The 16,916-nt window shown below is 56.1% G+C and carries 15 protein-coding genes; 4 read left to right on the top strand and 11 right to left on the bottom strand.

Annotation, left to right across the window (positions count from 1 at the left end; all coding sequences use genetic code 11):
• Nucleotides 1-25: 25 nt before the first annotated feature.
• Both edd and zwf read right to left on the bottom strand, forming a co-directional pair.
• Entirely contained in the window at nucleotides 26-1,837 is a 1,812-nt protein-coding gene (gene edd / locus L3069_RS13175) for a phosphogluconate dehydratase (protein ID WP_038416268.1), read from the bottom strand.
• Nucleotides 1,838-2,071: 234 nt separating this feature from the next.
• Nucleotides 2,072-3,547 carry a glucose-6-phosphate dehydrogenase gene (zwf, locus tag L3069_RS13180; RefSeq protein ID WP_022648481.1) on the bottom strand — a complete coding sequence of 492 codons (1,476 nt, stop codon included), beginning with the start codon at nucleotides 3,545-3,547 and terminating at the stop codon, nucleotides 2,072-2,074.
• 354 nt (nucleotides 3,548-3,901) lie between these two features.
• On the opposite strand from zwf, the gene L3069_RS13185 reads away from it, so the two are divergent.
• Both L3069_RS13185 and pyk read left to right on the top strand, forming a co-directional pair.
• Nucleotides 3,902-4,771 carry a MurR/RpiR family transcriptional regulator gene (locus L3069_RS13185; protein WP_003859769.1) on the top strand — a complete coding sequence of 290 codons (870 nt, stop codon included), beginning with the start codon at nucleotides 3,902-3,904 and terminating at the stop codon, nucleotides 4,769-4,771.
• A 114-nt stretch (nucleotides 4,772-4,885) separates the two neighbouring features.
• A complete protein-coding gene (pyk, locus tag L3069_RS13190) occupies nucleotides 4,886-6,328 on the top strand; it encodes a pyruvate kinase (RefSeq protein ID WP_003859767.1) in 1,443 nt (480 codons plus the stop codon).
• Nucleotides 6,329-6,371: 43 nt separating this feature from the next.
• Here the strand turns inward: pyk and lpxM are convergent, their stop codons facing one another.
• The 3 genes from lpxM to znuA all read right to left on the bottom strand — a co-directional run bounded on the left by lpxM (nucleotide 6,372) and on the right by znuA (nucleotide 9,742).
• A complete protein-coding gene (lpxM, locus tag L3069_RS13195) occupies nucleotides 6,372-7,343 on the bottom strand; it encodes a lauroyl-Kdo(2)-lipid IV(A) myristoyltransferase (protein WP_022648482.1) in 972 nt (323 codons plus the stop codon).
• Between the two features lie 119 nt (nucleotides 7,344-7,462).
• The gene (gene mepM, locus L3069_RS13200; protein ID WP_022648483.1) at nucleotides 7,463-8,782 is read right to left on the bottom strand and encodes a murein DD-endopeptidase MepM; all 1,320 of its coding nucleotides are present in this window, start codon (nucleotides 8,780-8,782) and stop codon (nucleotides 7,463-7,465) included.
• A 15-nt stretch (nucleotides 8,783-8,797) separates the two neighbouring features.
• A complete protein-coding gene (gene znuA / locus L3069_RS13205) occupies nucleotides 8,798-9,742 on the bottom strand; it encodes a zinc ABC transporter substrate-binding protein ZnuA (protein ID WP_032622452.1) in 945 nt (314 codons plus the stop codon).
• A gap of 77 nt (nucleotides 9,743-9,819) precedes the next feature.
• Here znuA and znuC point away from each other — a divergent pair, with 77 nt between their 5' ends.
• Nucleotides 9,820-10,575: a zinc ABC transporter ATP-binding protein ZnuC gene (gene znuC / locus L3069_RS13210; RefSeq protein WP_038416269.1), complete on the top strand. Its 756-nt coding sequence runs from the start codon at nucleotides 9,820-9,822 to the stop codon at nucleotides 10,573-10,575.
• Entirely contained in the window at nucleotides 10,572-11,357 is a 786-nt protein-coding gene (gene znuB / locus L3069_RS13215) for a zinc ABC transporter permease subunit ZnuB (RefSeq protein ID WP_022648485.1), read from the top strand. Before znuC ends, znuB begins: the two co-directional genes overlap by 4 nt.
• 52 nt (nucleotides 11,358-11,409) lie before the next feature.
• On the opposite strand, the gene ruvB is transcribed toward znuB, so the two are convergent.
• From ruvB to aspS, 6 genes are all read right to left on the bottom strand, one after another.
• Nucleotides 11,410-12,420, bottom strand: a complete 1,011-nt coding sequence (gene ruvB / locus L3069_RS13220; protein ID WP_006811035.1) for a Holliday junction branch migration DNA helicase RuvB — start codon at nucleotides 12,418-12,420, stop codon at nucleotides 11,410-11,412.
• Between the two features lie 8 nt (nucleotides 12,421-12,428).
• The gene (gene ruvA / locus L3069_RS13225) at nucleotides 12,429-13,043 is read right to left on the bottom strand and encodes a Holliday junction branch migration protein RuvA (RefSeq protein WP_022648487.1); all 615 of its coding nucleotides are present in this window, start codon (nucleotides 13,041-13,043) and stop codon (nucleotides 12,429-12,431) included.
• 80 nt (nucleotides 13,044-13,123) lie between these two features.
• Nucleotides 13,124-13,645: a crossover junction endodeoxyribonuclease RuvC gene (gene ruvC, locus L3069_RS13230; RefSeq protein ID WP_014884319.1), complete on the bottom strand. Its 522-nt coding sequence runs from the start codon at nucleotides 13,643-13,645 to the stop codon at nucleotides 13,124-13,126.
• A 34-nt stretch (nucleotides 13,646-13,679) separates the two neighbouring features.
• Entirely contained in the window at nucleotides 13,680-14,420 is a 741-nt protein-coding gene (locus L3069_RS13235) for a YebC/PmpR family DNA-binding transcriptional regulator (RefSeq protein ID WP_003859747.1), read from the bottom strand.
• A gap of 27 nt (nucleotides 14,421-14,447) precedes the next feature.
• A complete protein-coding gene (gene nudB, locus L3069_RS13240) occupies nucleotides 14,448-14,891 on the bottom strand; it encodes a dihydroneopterin triphosphate diphosphatase (protein WP_023300445.1) in 444 nt (147 codons plus the stop codon).
• Nucleotide 14,892: 1 nt separating this feature from the next.
• Entirely contained in the window at nucleotides 14,893-16,665 is a 1,773-nt protein-coding gene (gene aspS, locus L3069_RS13245) for an aspartate--tRNA ligase (protein WP_023300446.1), read from the bottom strand.
• Nucleotides 16,666-16,916 lie beyond the last annotated feature (251 nt).

Raw genomic sequence — 16,916 nt, forward strand, 5'->3', positions numbered from 1 at the left:
GCCAGATCGTTAAAATCAAGTCGTCTTAAAACGTAATACAGGTTGCGCCCTGCTCCGCACCGGAGAGTTTCTCACGCAACGCACCAAACATTTCGCGTCCGGTACCCACGCGGGATGCGCTCAGGTCAGGAATATGTGGCTGACGCGCCGCCAGCTCTGCTTCGTCCACCAGCAGGGTTAACTCGCCTGTCTGACCGTTAACGCGGATCATGTCTCCATCATGGACTTTCGCCAGCAGGCCGCCGTCGTAGGCTTCCGGGGTGACATGAATCGCTGAAGGCACTTTACCGGATGCCCCCGAGAGGCGTCCATCGGTCACCAGCGCAATTTTGAAACGGCGGTCCAATAATACACCAAGCGGCGGCATAAGTTTATGTAATTCTGGCATCCCGTTCGCTTTTGGTCCCTGATGACGCACCACGACTACGCAGTCTTTATCAAGCAGACCCGCGTCGAAGGCAGGTAAAACGTCGTGCTGGCTTTCAAACACCACCGCCGGGGCTTCGATAACCTGATTCTCTTCCGGCACGGCAGAGGTTTTCATTACGGCACGCCCAAGGTTACCGCTCAGCACTTTGGTGCCGCCGTGAGGAGAGAACGGCTGTTCGAAGGTCGCGATAACCTGAGGATCGAGCGAGTTGCTCGCCCCCTCGCGCCAGTCCAGCTCACCGTTGTTCAGCCACGGCTCAAGGGTATAGCGATGCAGGCCAAAGCCCGCCACCGTGTTGACATCCTCATGCAGCAGGCCGCCTTTCAGCAGCTCGCGCATCAGCACCGGCACGCCGCCCGCGGCCTGGAAATGGTTAATGTCCGCCGGACCGTTCGGGTACAGACGCGCCATCAGCGGTACCACGGAGGAGATATCGGAGAAGTCATCCCAGTTGATCAGAATGCCCGCCGCGCGCGCCATCGCGACAAGGTGCATGGTATGGTTGGTTGAACCGCCGGTCGCCAGCAGGGCGACGATCCCGTTGACGATGACTTTTTCATCGACCATTTTGCCCATTGGCATCCACTCGTTGCCGTTACCGGTCAGACGCGTCACCTGACGGGCTGCGGCTTCGGTCAGCGCTTTACGCAGTGGCGCATCCGGCTGGATGAACGACGAGCCCGGCAGCTGCATCCCCATAAACTCCACCACCATCTGGTTGGTGTTAGCCGTACCGTAGAACGTACAGGTGCCCGGCGCGTGATAGGACGCGGCTTCCGCTTCCAGCAGCGCCTGACGGTCCGCTTTTCCTTCGGCATACAGCTGGCGGATACGGACTTTTTCCTTGTTTGGCAGACCGCTTGCCATCGGGCCTGACGGCACAAAAATCGCTGGCAGATGGCCAAACGACAGCGCGGCCATCACCAGCCCCGGGACGATTTTGTCGCATACGCCCAGGTAGAGCGCGCCATCAAACATATTGTGAGAGAGGCCCACTGCCGCCGACATGGCGATCACTTCGCGGCTCAACAGAGACAGCTCCATACCGTCCTGTCCCTGAGTCACGCCATCACACATGGCCGGCACGCCGCCTGCAACCTGGCCCACCGCGTTCACGCTGTGCAGCGCATTGCGGATGATAGACGGGTAAACCTCATACGGCTGGTGGGCTGAAAGCATGTCGTTATAGGAGGTAATGATGGCGATATTGTTACGCAGCATGCTTTTCAGCGCGTCTTTATCACCAGGCTGGCAGGCGGCAAAGCCGTGGGCCAGATTCCCGCAGGCCAGCTGTGAGCGATGGACCGTTTCACTCTTCGCCTGTTCGATGCGGGCAAGGTAGGCAGCACGGGTCTCTTTCGAGCGTTCAACGATGCGTTGTGTTACGCGTAACAATGTCGGATTCATAAAAGCTCCTCTAATTTATCTGTCCAGGCTCGGGAGTTTACACAGTTTCTGACGGTTGTTAACAACGCTGAAACGCCTGATATCCGGAGCACAGGGGCAAAATGTCTGAAGGGAGTGTAATAAAAAAAGCTCCGCGGGTGAATCCACGCGGAGCTTAAAAGATTAAAAATTATGCCACTTGCTGTGTTAGATCATGTTACCGGTAAAATAACACCTTTGGGCTAGAGATGGGGGTTATTCAAACTCGTTCCAGGAGCGGCCATCACGGGTGATCATCGCAACGGAGGCGACAGGTCCCCATGTTCCCGCCTGATACGGTTTTGGCGCGTCCTGGTCGGCTGCCCACGCTTCGGTGATTGAGTCCACCCACTTCCACGCCTCTTCCACTTCATCGCGGCGGACGAACAGCGCCTGGATACCACGCATGGTTTCCAGCAGCAGACGCTCGTAAGCATCGGCCAGATGCGTCTGGTTGAAAGTTTCAGAGTAACTCAGGTCGAGCTTGGTGGTTTGCAGGTTGTGTTTGTGATCAAGACCCGGCACTTTGTTCAGGATCTGAATATCCACACCCTCATCCGGTTGCAGACGAATAGTCAGTTTGTTCTGCGGCAGTTCCTGCCAGGATTCTTTGAACAGGTTCAGTTCCGGATTTTTGAAGTAGACCACCACTTCGGAGCATTTTGCCGGCAGACGTTTCCCGGTACGCAGGTAGAACGGCACGCCGGCCCAGCGCCAGTCGTCGATATCCACGCGGATCGCCACAAACGTTTCGGTGTTGCTGGACTTGTTCGCGCCCTCTTCTTCCAGATAGCCAGGGACTTTTTTCCCCTGGGCAAAACCTGCGGTATACTGGCCGCGCACGGTTTTCTCACGCACGTTGGAGCGGTCAATACGGCGCAGTGATTTCAGCACTTTCACTTTGGCGTCACGAATACTGTCGGCCGTCAGATCTGACGGTGGAGACATGGCAATCATGCACAGAATTTGCAGCAGGTGGTTCTGGATCATGTCACGCATCTGGCCGGCCTGGTCGAAGTAGCCCCAGCGGCCTTCGATGCCCACTTCTTCCGCCACGGTAATTTCCACGTGGTCGATAGTGCGGTTGTCCCAGTTGTTCACAAACAAGGAGTTGGCAAAACGCAGCGCCAGCAGGTTCAGAACCGTCTCTTTACCCAGATAGTGGTCAATACGGTAAACCTGACACTCCTCAAAGAACTCGCCCACCTGGTCGTTGATTTCACGCGAGGTTGCCAGCGACGTACCCAGCGGCTTCTCCATCACCACGCGCGCCGGTTTGGCGTTCAGCTTCGCTTCGCCCAGACCTTTGCAGATGGCGCCGAAGGTGCTTGGCGGCATGGCGAAATAGTTAATGGTGACGCGATTTTCCTGGTCCAGCATTTCACCCAGACGGGTAAAGGCGCTTACATCGTTGACGTCCAGATTGCAGAAATCGAGACGCCCGCTCAGCTTATCCCAAAGGCTTTCATCGATTTTCTCTTTCATGAAGGTTTCGAGCGCCTCGCGCACGACTTTGGTATAAGCCTCCTTATCCCAGTCGGCGCGCCCTACCCCAAGAATTCGGGTATCGGGATGGATCTGGCCCGCTTTTTCGAGCTGATACAGGGAAGGCAGCAATTTTCGGCGTGCAAGATCGCCTTTCGCGCCGAAAATGACCAGGTCACATGCCTGGGCTGTTTGCGTTACCGCCATGTCATTCTCCTCAGTTAGATCTCCTGGTACTCTGCCAGGTATCGTTGTAATTTTATTACAATGCACTGTACTGCTTTTACGCGTTTCCTGAAACCATTAGCGCTTAACGACGCGTGCGATACGGTGATTTTTCGTCGCGCGGGCCATTACGCCCGTCTGGTGACGCAACAAACGTCGATTCTTTGCGCAACAGGGTCAGAGCAAAACCCGACGTCGATCAAGTAATGAAAAAAAACAACAACATTTCTTGTCGACGATTACCCTTTCGGGTGTCCCGGGGGTAATATCGGCTAAATCGAATCAAGGTTTCATCTCTATGAAATCGTTTATGCCCTCACGAGCGTCTTGTTAACAATGAACATGCTGGAAAAAATCCAGTTTCAACTGGAACACCTTAGCAAATCCGAGCGCAAAGTGGCTGAAGTTATTCTCGCCGCGCCCGCTCAGGCGATTCATTCAAGCATCGCCGCTCTGGCACAGGAGTCGGGCGTCAGCGAACCGACGGTCAATCGATTCTGTCGTAGTCTGGACACCCGCGGCTTTCCTGATTTTAAACTGCATCTGGCACAAAGTCTGGCAAACGGTACCCCGTATGTTAATCGCAATGTAGATGAAGACGACAGCGTTGATGCTTACACCGCAAAAATATTTGAATCGGCAATGGCCACGCTCGACCATGTTCGCCAGTCTCTGGACATGAGTTCAGTGAATCGCGCGGTCGATCTTCTCACGCAGGCCAAACGGATCGCCTTCTTTGGCCTTGGCTCGTCCGCCGCCGTGGCGCATGACGCCATGAATAAGTTCTTTCGCTTTAACGTGCCGGTGATTTACTCCGATGACATTGTGCTGCAACGCATGAGCTGTATGAATTGTAGCGAAGATGATGTCGTGGTACTCATCTCCCATACGGGCCGCACCAAGAGCCAGGTGGAGCTGGCGCAACTCGCGCGTGACAACGATGCGATGGTCATCGCCCTGACGACGGCAGGTACGCCGCTGGCCCGGGAAGCAACGCTCGCCATTACCCTGGACGTACCGGAAGACACCGACATGTACATGCCGATGGTCTCCCGCCTGGCGCAGCTGACGGTCATCGACGTGCTGGCGACCGGTTTTACCTTACGCCGGGGCGCAAAATTCCGGGATAACTTGAAGCGGGTCAAGGAAGCCCTGAAAGAATCGCGTTTTGATAAAGAATTGCTTATAAAGAGCGATGTTCCCTAATAACGACGATGTACGATTTACGGCATTCGGTCCCCTCGCTACTGCCTTGCGATAGATGAAGGCCGATTCTATGTTCACGCAACACCAAAGTTGTTTCAGTCAACGGAGTATTACATGTCCAGAAGGCTTCGCAGAACCAAGATCGTCACCACCCTAGGCCCGGCCACCGACCGCGATAATAACCTCGAGAAGATTATCGCCGCGGGTGCCAACGTGGTGCGCATGAACTTCTCTCACGGTACGCCAGAAGACCATAAATTACGTGCCGACAAAGTGCGTGAAATCGCAGCTAAACTGGGCCGCCATGTTGCTATCCTCGGTGACCTGCAAGGTCCAAAAATCCGCGTATCGACCTTTAAAGAGGGCAAAGTCTTCCTCAACATCGGCGATAAATTCCTGCTGGATGCCAACCTGAGCAAAGGCGAAGGCGATAAGGAAAAAGTGGGTATCGACTACAAAGGTCTGCCTGCTGACGTTGTGCCTGGCGACATCCTGCTGCTGGACGACGGACGCGTACAGCTGAAAGTGCTGGAAGTTCAGGGTATGAAGGTGTTCACCGAAGTGACCGTCGGCGGCCCGCTCTCCAACAACAAAGGCATCAACAAACTCGGCGGTGGCCTGTCTGCCGAAGCACTGACCGATAAAGACAAAGCGGATATCGTGACCGCAGCGCAGATCGGCGTGGATTATCTGGCCGTCTCCTTCCCCCGCTGCGGCGAAGATCTGAACTATGCTCGCCGCCTGGCGCGTGATGCAGGCTGCGATGCGAAAATTGTTGCGAAAGTGGAACGCGCTGAAGCGGTCTGCGATCAGGACGCGATGGACGACGTGATCCTGGCGTCTGACGTGGTGATGGTTGCCCGTGGTGATCTGGGCGTGGAAATTGGCGACCCTGAACTGGTCGGTATCCAGAAAGCGCTGATCCGTCGCGCGCGTCAGCTGAACCGCGCGGTGATCACCGCCACCCAGATGATGGAATCCATGATCACCAACCCAATGCCAACCCGTGCGGAAGTCATGGACGTGGCGAACGCCGTGCTGGATGGTACTGACGCGGTGATGCTGTCAGCAGAAACCGCTGCGGGTCAGTATCCGGCGGAAACCGTGGCCGCCATGGCGCGCGTCTGCCTGGGTGCGGAGAAGATCCCAAGCATTAACGTCTCCAAGCACCGCCTGGATATCCAGTTCGACAATGTGGAAGAAGCGATTGCGATGTCCGCGATGTACGCAGCCAACCACCTGAAAGGGGTTACGGCGATCATCACAATGACCGAATCTGGCCGTACCGCGCTAATGACGTCTCGCATCAGCTCTGGTCTGCCGATCTTCGCCATGTCCCGTCACGAGCGTACGCTGAACCTGACGGCGCTGTATCGCGGCGTGACGCCAGTCTACTTCGACAGCACCAACGATGGCGTGGCCGCCGCGCACGATGCTGTGAACCTGCTGCGCGACAAAGGTTATTTGGTATCCGGTGATATCGTTATCGTGACGCAGGGTGACGTGATGAGCACCATCGGCTCAACCAATACCACCCGCGTACTGACCGTAGAGTAAGCTCCTATCCCCTCTCCCCTAAGGGGAGAGGGGTGAAGGTTTCCTATTTCTTCGGGAAAAGCTCTTTACGCTTGTACGGCTCTGTTTCGCCAGGTTTACGCGTTTTGAGCAACTTCAGGATCCACGTATATTGCTCCTTATGTGGCCCCACCAGCACTTCCACCTCTTCATTCATGCGGCGTGCAATGGTGCGATCGTCCGCGGTCAGCAGATCGTCCATCGGCGGACGAACCTCAATGCTCAGGCGATGCGTTTTACCGTCATAAACCGGGAACAGCGGGATCACGCGGGCGCGGCAGACTTTCATCAGGCGACCAATCGCGGGTAGCGTAGCTTTATAGGTCGCGAAGAAATCGACAAACTCGCTGTGCTCAGGACCGTGATCCTGATCGGGCAGGTAGTAGCCCCAGTAACCCTGACGTACGGACTGAATGAAAGGCTTAATGCCATCGTTTCGGGCGTGCAGACGTCCGCCAAAGCGACGGCGCACGGTATTCCAGACGAAATCGTAGATTTTGTTTCCCTGATTATGGAACATCGCCGCCATTTTCTGGCCCTGCGATGCCATTAACATTGCCGGAATGTCGACCCCCCAACCGTGCGGCACCAGGAAAATCACTTTTTCATCATTGCGACGCATCTCGTCGATGATTTCCAGCCCTTTCCAGTCAACGCGGTCGACGATCTTTTCCGGCCCTTTCAGCGCCAGTTCCGCCATCATCGCCATGGCCTGTGGCGCGGTGGTATACATGTCATCAATGATTGCTTCACGTTCGACGTCGGTTTTATCCGGGAAGCAGTACAGAAGGTTTATTTGCGCCCGGCGGCGTGCGCTTTTACCTAAGCGCCCTGCCAGGCACCCCACTTTTCCGAGAACCGGATCGCGGAGGGAAGCAGGTAGTAACGCCATGCCAGCAAACGCGTATACGCCAAGCCAGGCGCCCCAGTTACGCGGGTGGCGAAAGGATTTTTCAAACTCGGGAATGTACTCAATATTGTTTTTTTTGGTTTCCATGCGGGTTCCAGGGTCTGGTGACGCAAAAATATATTCAGATAGTGTAGCGAGGCAGCCGTCCGCGTACAAAAGAAAAAGCCGGCGCACACTGACGCCGGCTTATTTTTGAGGGTGTTAGCTTAGTCGAAGCGCAGCTGTGGCATCACCTCTTTCACCTGCGCCAGGTAATCTTTGCGATCTTTCCCGGTCAGCCCTTCGGTGCGCGGCAGTTTCGCCGTCAGCGGGTTAACCGCCTGCTGGTTGATCCACACTTCGTAGTGCAGGTGCGGGCCCGTCGACCGGCCGGTGTTACCGGACAGCGCGATGCGATCGCCACGTTTCACCTTCTGGCCCGGTTTGACCAGCAGTTTACGCAGGTGCATGTAGCGGGTGGTGTACGTGCGACCGTGACGAATAGCAACGTAATAGCCAGCAGCACCACTGCGTTTCGCCATGACCACTTCACCATCCCCTACCGCCAGCACTGGCGTGCCCTGCGGCATGGCGAAGTCAACGCCACGGTGCGGCGCTACGCGACCCGTTACCGGGTTCAGACGACGCGGGTTAAAGTTGGAGGAGACACGGAACTGTTTCGCCGTTGGGAAACGCAGGAAGCCTTTTGCCAGGCCCGTACCGCTGCGGTCATAGAACTTACCGTCTTCCGCGCGAATGGCGTAGTAGTCTTTGCCGTCTGAACGCAGACGAACACCCACAAGCTGGCTCTGCTCGCGCTTACCGTCCAGCATTTCGCGGGACATCAGGACAGAGAACTGATCGCCTTTTTTCAGTTTGCGGAAATCCATCTGCCACTGCATGGCTTTGATCACCGAGCTGATTTCAGCGCTGGTCAGGCCAGCATCGCGGGCACTGGAAACAAAGCTGCCGCCGACGGTCCCTTTCATCACGCTGTTAACCCAGTCGCCCTGCTGCATTTCACTGGTCATTTTGAAACCGTTTGCGGTGCGATCGTAGGTGCGGGTTTCGCGACGGGACATCTCCCAGGTCAGACGTTGCAGATCGCCGTCGGGCGTTAAGGTCCAGGAAAGCTGCTGACCAATTTTCAGGTTACGCAGCTCTTTATCGGATGCGGCAAGCTGGCTAATGTTGCCCATGTCGATACCGTACTGGTTCAGGACGCTGCTCAGCGTATCGCCAGTAGAAACAACATATTCATGAATGCCGGTTTCATTCTGGATCTTGTCATCCAGCTCATCCTGGGGAATAGCTTCATCTTCCTGTGCGGCCTGATCGATAGGCTCGCTGGCCTCAGGCAGCAGAGAGCGGATCTCGCTCTTCTCCAGTTCGATGGTTTTAATAATAGGGGCAGAACTCGGGTGGTAAACATAGGGCCGCCAGACGGCGACCGCTAACGTGAGAACTGTAAGCGACCCCAGCATAACGCGGTGGGGTCGAGGCAGATTGTTAAATGCCAGGGCGACAGAGCGGGCTATCTGTTGCACGTATTCACTTCCTCGTTAATCTCCTTTCAGGCAGCTCGCATACTGATTCGCCAGTTGGCTGAGGAACTGCGAATAGCTCGCTTTGCTCAACTGGATGTTCGTACCTAGCGGGTCAAGGGTTCCCATGCGCACGGATGTTCCCCTGGCCACGGCTTCTACGACCGCTGGCCTGAACTGTGGCTCAGCAAAAACGCATGTCGCTTTTTGCTCAACCAACTGTGTTCTGATTTCATGTAAACGCTGCGCACCAGGCTGAATTTCAGGGTTGACGGTAAAATGCCCCAATGGGGTCAGACCGTAATGTTTCTCGTAATACCCGTAGGCATCATGAAAAACGAAGTACCCTTTTCCTTTAAGCGGTGCGAGCTCGTTACCCACCTGTTTGTCGGTTGCGGCTAATTGAGCCTCAAAATCCTTCAGGTTGGCGTCGAGTTTGATTCGACTTTGCGGCATAAGTTCCACTAATTTGTCGTGGATTGCAACCGCTGTAAGCCGCGCTATCTCTGGGGAGAGCCAGAGATGCATGTTGTATTCACCGTGATGGTGATGGTCGTCACCTTTTTCGCCATGAGCATGGTCGTGGTCGTGTTCGTCGCCCTCGTCCTCAGCCCCTTTCATCAGCAACGGTTTCACAGCGGACAGCTCACCAATCGTCACCTGTTTCTCCGCAGGGACCTGTTTAGCGGATTTCTGCATGAACGCTTCCATCTCAGGACCAATCCAGACGACTAAGTCCGCGTTCTGTAAGCGTTTTACATCAGACGGACGCAGAGAATAATCATGCTCGGAGGCCCCGTCAGGCAGAAGAACCTCTGTGTCCGTCACACCGTCGGCGATGGCAGCGGCGATAAAGCCAAGTGGTTTAAGCGAAGCGACAACGGCAGCGTTAACATCTTGTGCTGTTGTCCCCCAAAGAGCAGCGGATAAAGCTGCGAAAAGAAGCGTATTTTTCTGTAACATAATGCGACTAATCATCGTAATGAATGCGTGGAATGTGATATTATAACATTCGATGACTTCTGCAAGCTTAAATTGACATGACGACTTTAGTTTCTCTTGAAAATGTTTCGGTCTCATTCGGCCAGCGCCGCGTCCTTTCTGACGTGTCGCTGAATATGAAGCCCGGCAAAATACTCACGCTGCTCGGCCCTAACGGTGCAGGCAAATCGACGCTGGTGCGCGTCGTATTAGGCCTGGTAGCCCCTGACGCAGGTGTTATCGTCCGCGAGGACAAATTGCGTATCGGCTATGTGCCGCAAAAATTACATCTTGATGCCACCCTGCCCCTGACGGTGAGCCGCTTCCTGCGTCTCCGTCCCGGTACGCGTAAAGCGGATATCCTACCGGCGCTAAAACGCGTTCAGGCGGGACATCTTGTTGAGGCGCCTTTGCAAAAGCTGTCGGGCGGTGAAACCCAGCGCGTATTGCTTGCCCGCGCCCTGCTCAACAGCCCTCAGCTGCTGGTCCTGGACGAGCCGACGCAGGGTGTCGACGTCAACGGTCAGGTTGCGCTGTACGATCTTATCGACCAGCTCCGTCGAGAGCTTAACTGCGCGGTGCTGATGGTCTCCCACGATCTGCATCTGGTAATGGCCAAAACCGACGAAGTGCTGTGCCTGAACCATCACATCTGTTGTTCCGGCACGCCGGAAGTGGTGTCAATGCATCCCGAATTTATCTCCATGTTTGGCCATCGTGGCGCCGAACAGCTGGGCATCTATCGCCATAATCACAATCACCGCCATGATTTACAGGGACGAATTGTCCTGCGTCGGGGAAATGGACACTCATGATTGAACTGTTACTGCCCGGCTGGCTGGCCGGGATTATGCTTGCCTGCGCCGCGGGTCCACTCGGCTCGTTTGTCGTCTGGCGCAGAATGTCCTATTTCGGCGATACGCTGGCCCATGCGTCATTGCTGGGTGTCGCGTTTGGTTTGTTGCTGGACGTAAACCCGTTTTATGCGGTGATTGTCGTCACGCTGCTGCTGGCCGCCGGTCTGGTCTGGCTGGAAAAACGCCCTCACCTGGCCATTGATACCCTGCTCGGCATTATGGCGCACAGCGCCCTGTCGCTGGGCCTGGTGGTGGTGAGCCTGATGTCAAACATCCGCGTGGACCTGATGGCCTATCTGTTCGGCGATCTGCTGGCCGTCACGCCCGAAGATCTGATTTCCATTGCCATTGGCGTGGTGGTGGTGCTCGGGATCCTGCTGTGGCAGTGGCGGAATTTACTGGCAATGACCGTCAGCCCCGATCTGGCCTTTGTCGACGGCGTGAAGCTTCAGCGCGTGAAGCTGCTCTTGATGCTGGTGACGGCGTTAACCATCGGGGTGGCGATGAAATTTGTTGGCGCGCTGATCATCACGTCGCTGTTGATAATCCCTGCCGCCACGGCGCGTCGTTTTGCGCGTACGCCGGAGCAAATGGCCGGTATCGCGGTGATTATCGGAATGATCGCGGTGACGGGCGGCTTAACCTTCTCGGCGTTTTATGACACGCCAGCGGGGCCGTCGGTGGTATTGTGCGCGGCGGTGTTGTTTATTTTCAGTATGATGAAAAAGACCGCGCAGTAGTCAGCATGTCCCCGGTGGCGCTTCGCTTACCGGGGCTACCATTAATCGCTACTTACGGCATCGCGGGCGGCGTAATGCCGAAATGATTCCACGCCCGCACCGTCGCCATACGACCACGCGGGGTACGCTGTAAGAAGCCCTGCTGGATCAGATACGGCTCCAGCACGTCCTCGATAGTCTCACGCTCTTCGCCAATTGCCGCCGCCAGGTTATCCAGCCCCACCGGCCCGCCAAAGAACTTATCCAGCACCGCCAGCAGCAGCTTACGGTCCATATAGTCAAAGCCTTCGGCATCAACGTTCAGCATATCCAGCGCCTGCGCAGCAATGTCAGCCGAAATGGTGCCATCGTGCTTCACCTCGGCAAAATCACGCACGCGACGCAGCAGGCGGTTGGCGATACGCGGCGTACCGCGGGAACGTTTCGCCACTTCAAACGCTCCCTCTTCGCTCATATCCAGCCCCATGTAGCGCGCGCTGCGACCCACAATATGCTGAAGATCGGGCACCTGATAAAACTCCAGACGCTGCACGATACCAAAACGGTCGCGTAGCGGTGAGGTCAGCGAGCCGGCGCGGGTCGTGGCGCCAATCAGGGTAAACGGTGGCAGATCGATTTTGATCGAGCGCGCGGCCGGGCCTTCGCCGATCATGATATCCAGCTGGTAATCCTCCATCGCCGGATAGAGCACTTCCTCCACCACCGGGGACAGGCGGTGGATTTCATCGATAAACAGCACGTCATGCGGTTCGAGGTTGGTCAGCATCGCCGCCAGGTCCCCTGCTTTCTCCAGCACCGGGCCGGAGGTGGTACGCAGGTTAACGCCCATTTCGTTGGCGACGATATTCGCCAGGGTGGTTTTACCTAACCCCGGCGGACCAAAAATCAGCAGGTGATCGAGCGCATCGCCGCGCAGCTTTGCCGCCTGGATGAAAATCTCCATCTGAGAACGAACCTGCGGCTGGCCAATGTACTCATCCAGCAGTTTGGGACGGATCGCGCGATCCACCACGTCATCTGGCTGAATGGTGCCTGCCGATACCAGGCGGTCTGCTTCAATCATCCTTTACCTCACAATGCAGCGCGCAGCGCTTCACGAATCAGAGTTTCACTGCTGGCATCCGGTTTGGCAACTTTACTCACCATACGGCTGGCCTCCTGAGGTTTATAGCCCAGCGCCACCAGCGCGGCAACCGCTTCCTGCTCGGCATCATCATCCGTCGCTGGCCCGCCCGGTGAAGTCAGCACCAGATCGGCCGCCGGAGTGAACAGATCGCCATGCAAACCTTTAAAGCGGTCCTTCATCTCGACAATCAGGCGCTCGGCGGTTTTCTTGCCTATGCCCGGAAGTTTAATTAACGCAGCCGGATCTTCGCGCTCAACGGCATTCACAAACTGTGGCGCTGACATACCGGACAGAATCGCCAGCGCCAGCTTGGGCCCGACGCCGTTGGTTTTAATTAATTCGCGGAACAGGGTGCGTTCCTGTTTGTTATTGAATCCGTACAGCAGCTGAGCGTCCTCACGCACCACAAACTGGGTAAAGACAACCGCCTCTTTGCCCGCCTCCGGCAATTCGTAGAAGCAGGTCATCGGCATATGGACTTCATAGCCCACGCCACCCACTTCCAGCAGCACTAACGGGGGTTGTTTTTCAATGATGATGCCTCTGAGTCTGCCTATCACGTGACGCTCCTGCGTTCTGGATGAAATTAACTGCCGACATAATAAAAAAAGGCTGGATAAACATCCAGCCTGATTTGTCATTATCGTAATCTGCCTCGCGCCAGATTGAGCCGCGACTCACTCATTTGCATCGCGTTCTGGCTGACGTGGCAGTGGGTAATCGCAATGGCCAGCGCATCGGCGGCGTCGGCCTGCGGGTTCGCCGGGAGCTTCAGCAGGGTACGCACCATGTGCTGCACCTGGCTTTTCTCCGCGCTACCTATGCCCACCACCGTCTGCTTAACCTGACGGGCCGCGTATTCAAACACTGGCAGGTCCTGGTTCACGGCGGCAACTATCGCCACGCCGCGCGCCTGCCCGAGCTTTAACGCCGAGTCAGCGTTCTTCGCCATAAAGACCTGCTCGATGGCGAAAAAGTCCGGCTGAAACTGGGTGATGATCTCCGACACGCCCGCATAAATGAGCTTCAGGCGCGACGGCAGATCGTCCACTTTGGTACGAATACAGCCGCTGCCGAGGTAGGTTAGCTGGCGTCCCACCTGACGGATAACGCCATACCCGGTGACGCGTGAGCCGGGGTCAATCCCGAGGATAATCGACATCACGCGTCTCCCATAAACGGTTTACAGGCTCTCATCAGAGAGTCGCTGCAACCTCATCAGAGATTTCACCGTTGTGATACACTTCCTGCACGTCGTCGCAGTCTTCGAGCATGTCGATCAGACGCAGCAGTTTCGGTGCGGTTTCTGCATCCATGTCCGCTTTTGTGGAAGGGATCATGGACACTTCAGCGTTATCCGCTTTCAGACCTGCCGCTTCCAGCGCATCGCGCACGGCCCCCATCTCTTCCCATGCGGTGTAGACATCGATAGCGCCGTCGTCGTAGGTCACTACGTCTTCCGCACCGGCTTCCAGCGCCGCTTCCATGATCGCATCTTCGTCGCCTTTCTCGAAGGAGATGACGCCTTTTTTGCTGAACAGGTAAGCAACGGAACCGTCAGTGCCCAGGTTACCACCGGTTTTGGTGAACGCGTGGCGCACTTCCGCAACGGTACGGTTACGGTTGTCGGACAGGCACTCTACCATCACCGCCGTACCGCCAGGACCGTAACCTTCATAAATGATGGTTTCCATGTTCGCGTCTTCATCACCGCCCACGCCACGTGCGATTGCACGGTTCAGGGTGTCTCGCGTCATGTTGTTGGACAGGGCTTTATCCACCGCCGCGCGCAGACGTGGGTTAGAGGCCGGATCGCCGCCACCCAGACGCGCCGCTGTTACCAGCTCACGAATGATTTTGGTAAAGATTTTACCGCGTTTGGCATCCTGTGCCGCTTTACGGTGTTTGGTGTTGGCCCACTTACTATGACCTGCCATAAAAAGTTCTCCAAAAATCGCGCCTTCTCAGGCAGCGTTAATTACAAATTCTTCTATCGCCTGCCGGTTGCTCCATGACTTGGTCAGTGCGGCGGCATCCGCCGCATCCACCCAGCGGTAGGTCAGGTGTTCCGTGAACACGATCTCCCGCTCATGGGGAAGCGCAAGGCAGAACCACGATTCCGTATTGCGCTCAATTCCCGGTGCATAGCGATGACGTAAATGGCTAAAAATTTCAAACTCCACCGTGCGCTGACAGTCCTTCAGGGTCAGTTGCTCGCGAGCAACGTCAATGGCGACCTCTTCCTTTACTTCACGCGCGGCGGCCTGCGGCGCGGACTCTCCCTCTTCCAGACTGCCGGTAACCGACTGCCAGAAATCAGGATCGTCGCGCCGCTGCAACATCAGCACCCGCTTCGAGTCTTCTGCATAAATGACCACCAGAACCGAAACGGGACGCTTATATGCCATATCAGTTTTTCTCTTCCTTCTTCACCACCTCAATGCCCAGCTCAGCCAGCGCGGCCGGGTTGGCAAAGCTTGGCGCTTCAGTCATCAGACACGCCGCTGCGGTGGTTTTCGGGAAGGCGATAACATCACGGATGTTGTCGGTGCCGGTCAGCAGCATGGTCAGACGGTCAAGACCAAAGGCCAGACCCGCGTGCGGAGGCGTACCGTATTTCAGGGCGTCCAGCAGGAAGCCAAACTTCTCGCGCTGCTCCTGCTCGTTAATGCCCAGAATGCCGAACACGGTCTGCTGCATTTCACCGCTGTGAATACGCACGGAGCCGCCGCCCACTTCGTAGCCGTTGATAACCATATCGTAGGCATTCGCTACCGCATCTTCCGGTGCTGCCTTCAGTTCCGCCGCCGTCATGTCTTTTGGCGAGGTGAACGGGTGGTGCATCGCGGTCAGGCCGCCTTCACCGTCGTCTTCAAACATCGGGAAGTCGATCACCCACAGCGGCGCCCATTTGCTTTCATCGGTCAGGTTCAGGTCTTTGCCGAGCTTCAGACGCAGCGCGCCCATCGCATCCGCAACGACTTTCTTGTTGTCTGCGCCGAAGAAGATCATGTCGCCGTCCTGCGCGCCGGTGCGCTCCAGAATAGCTTCCACGATGTCCGCATTCAGGAATTTCGCAACAGGGCTGGTAATGCCTTCCAGACCTTTAGCACGCTCGGTTACTTTAATATAGGCCAGACCTTTCGCACCGTAGATCTTGATGAAGTTGCCGTAGTCGTCAATCTGCTTACGGCTCAGCGCAGCACCGCCCGGTACGCGCAGGGCAGCCACGCGGCCTTTCGGATCGTTAGCCGGACCAGCAAAGACCGCAAACTCAACGGCTTTCACCAGGTCTGCCACGTCCACCAGCTCCATCGGGTTACGCAGGTCTGGTTTGTCGGAGCCGTAGCGACGCTCGGCTTCCGCGAAGGTCATGATTGGGAAATCGCCCAACTCAACGCCTTTTACGTCGTTCCACAGGCTACGCACCAGGGCTTCCATCACCTCACGCACCTGCTCGGCGGTCATGAAGGAGGTTTCCACATCGATCTGGGTAAATTCTGGCTGACGGTCTGCACGCAGATCTTCATCGCGGAAGCATTTCACGATCTGATAGTAGCGGTCGAAGCCTGACATCATCAGCAGCTGCTTGAACAGCTGTGGTGACTGTGGCAGCGCGTAGAATTTGCCCTTATGGACGCGGGATGGCACCAGGTAGTCGCGCGCGCCTTCCGGCGTGGCTTTGGTCAGCATCGGGGTTTCGATATCGAGGAAACCGTGGTCATCCATAAAGCGACGCACCAGGCTGGTGATTTTCGCACGGGTTTTCAGGCGCTGAGCCATCTCCGGGCGACGCAGATCCAGGTAGCGGTATTTAAGACGCGCTTCTTCGGTGTTGACGTGGTTGGAGTCCAGCGGCAACGCTTCTGCGCGATTGATAATCACCAGATCGGACGCCAGCACTTCGATAGCACCGGTCGCCATGTCGGCGTTGATGTTTTTCTCGTCACGCGCACGCACGGTGCCCGTCACCTGAATGCAGAACTCATTACGCAGCTCAGAGGCCAGCTTCAACGCATCAGCGCGATCCGGATCGAAGAACACCTGAACGATACCTTCGCGGTCACGCATATCAATAAAGATAAGGCTACCAAGATCGCGACGACGATTGACCCAACCACACAGGGTGACCTGCTGCCCGACGTGGGACTGACGCAGCTGCCCGCAATATTCTGTACGCATGAGATATCCCTTAATTAGCCGCAGGCTGATTGTCGCCTGTCTTACAGGCTACGATGTCGCAGCTTTCTGTATGTCACAACTGGATGAAAAAAGGCGGCTATTATACTGGAAATTCTGCCGCACGATAAGAGCGAAGCACGGCCTGACGCGTGTTTGCTGTGCTCTTATTGTCTATTCTCACAAAAATTAACAAAATTATCCGACCGATAACAGGCCATCCCGTCGTAAGGTGTAAAAAAGCAATTAATTTT

It is taken from the genome of Enterobacter cloacae complex sp. ECL411 (genome assembly GCF_021869665.1).
Classification (GTDB): Bacteria; Pseudomonadota; Gammaproteobacteria; order Enterobacterales; family Enterobacteriaceae; genus Enterobacter; species Enterobacter intestinihominis.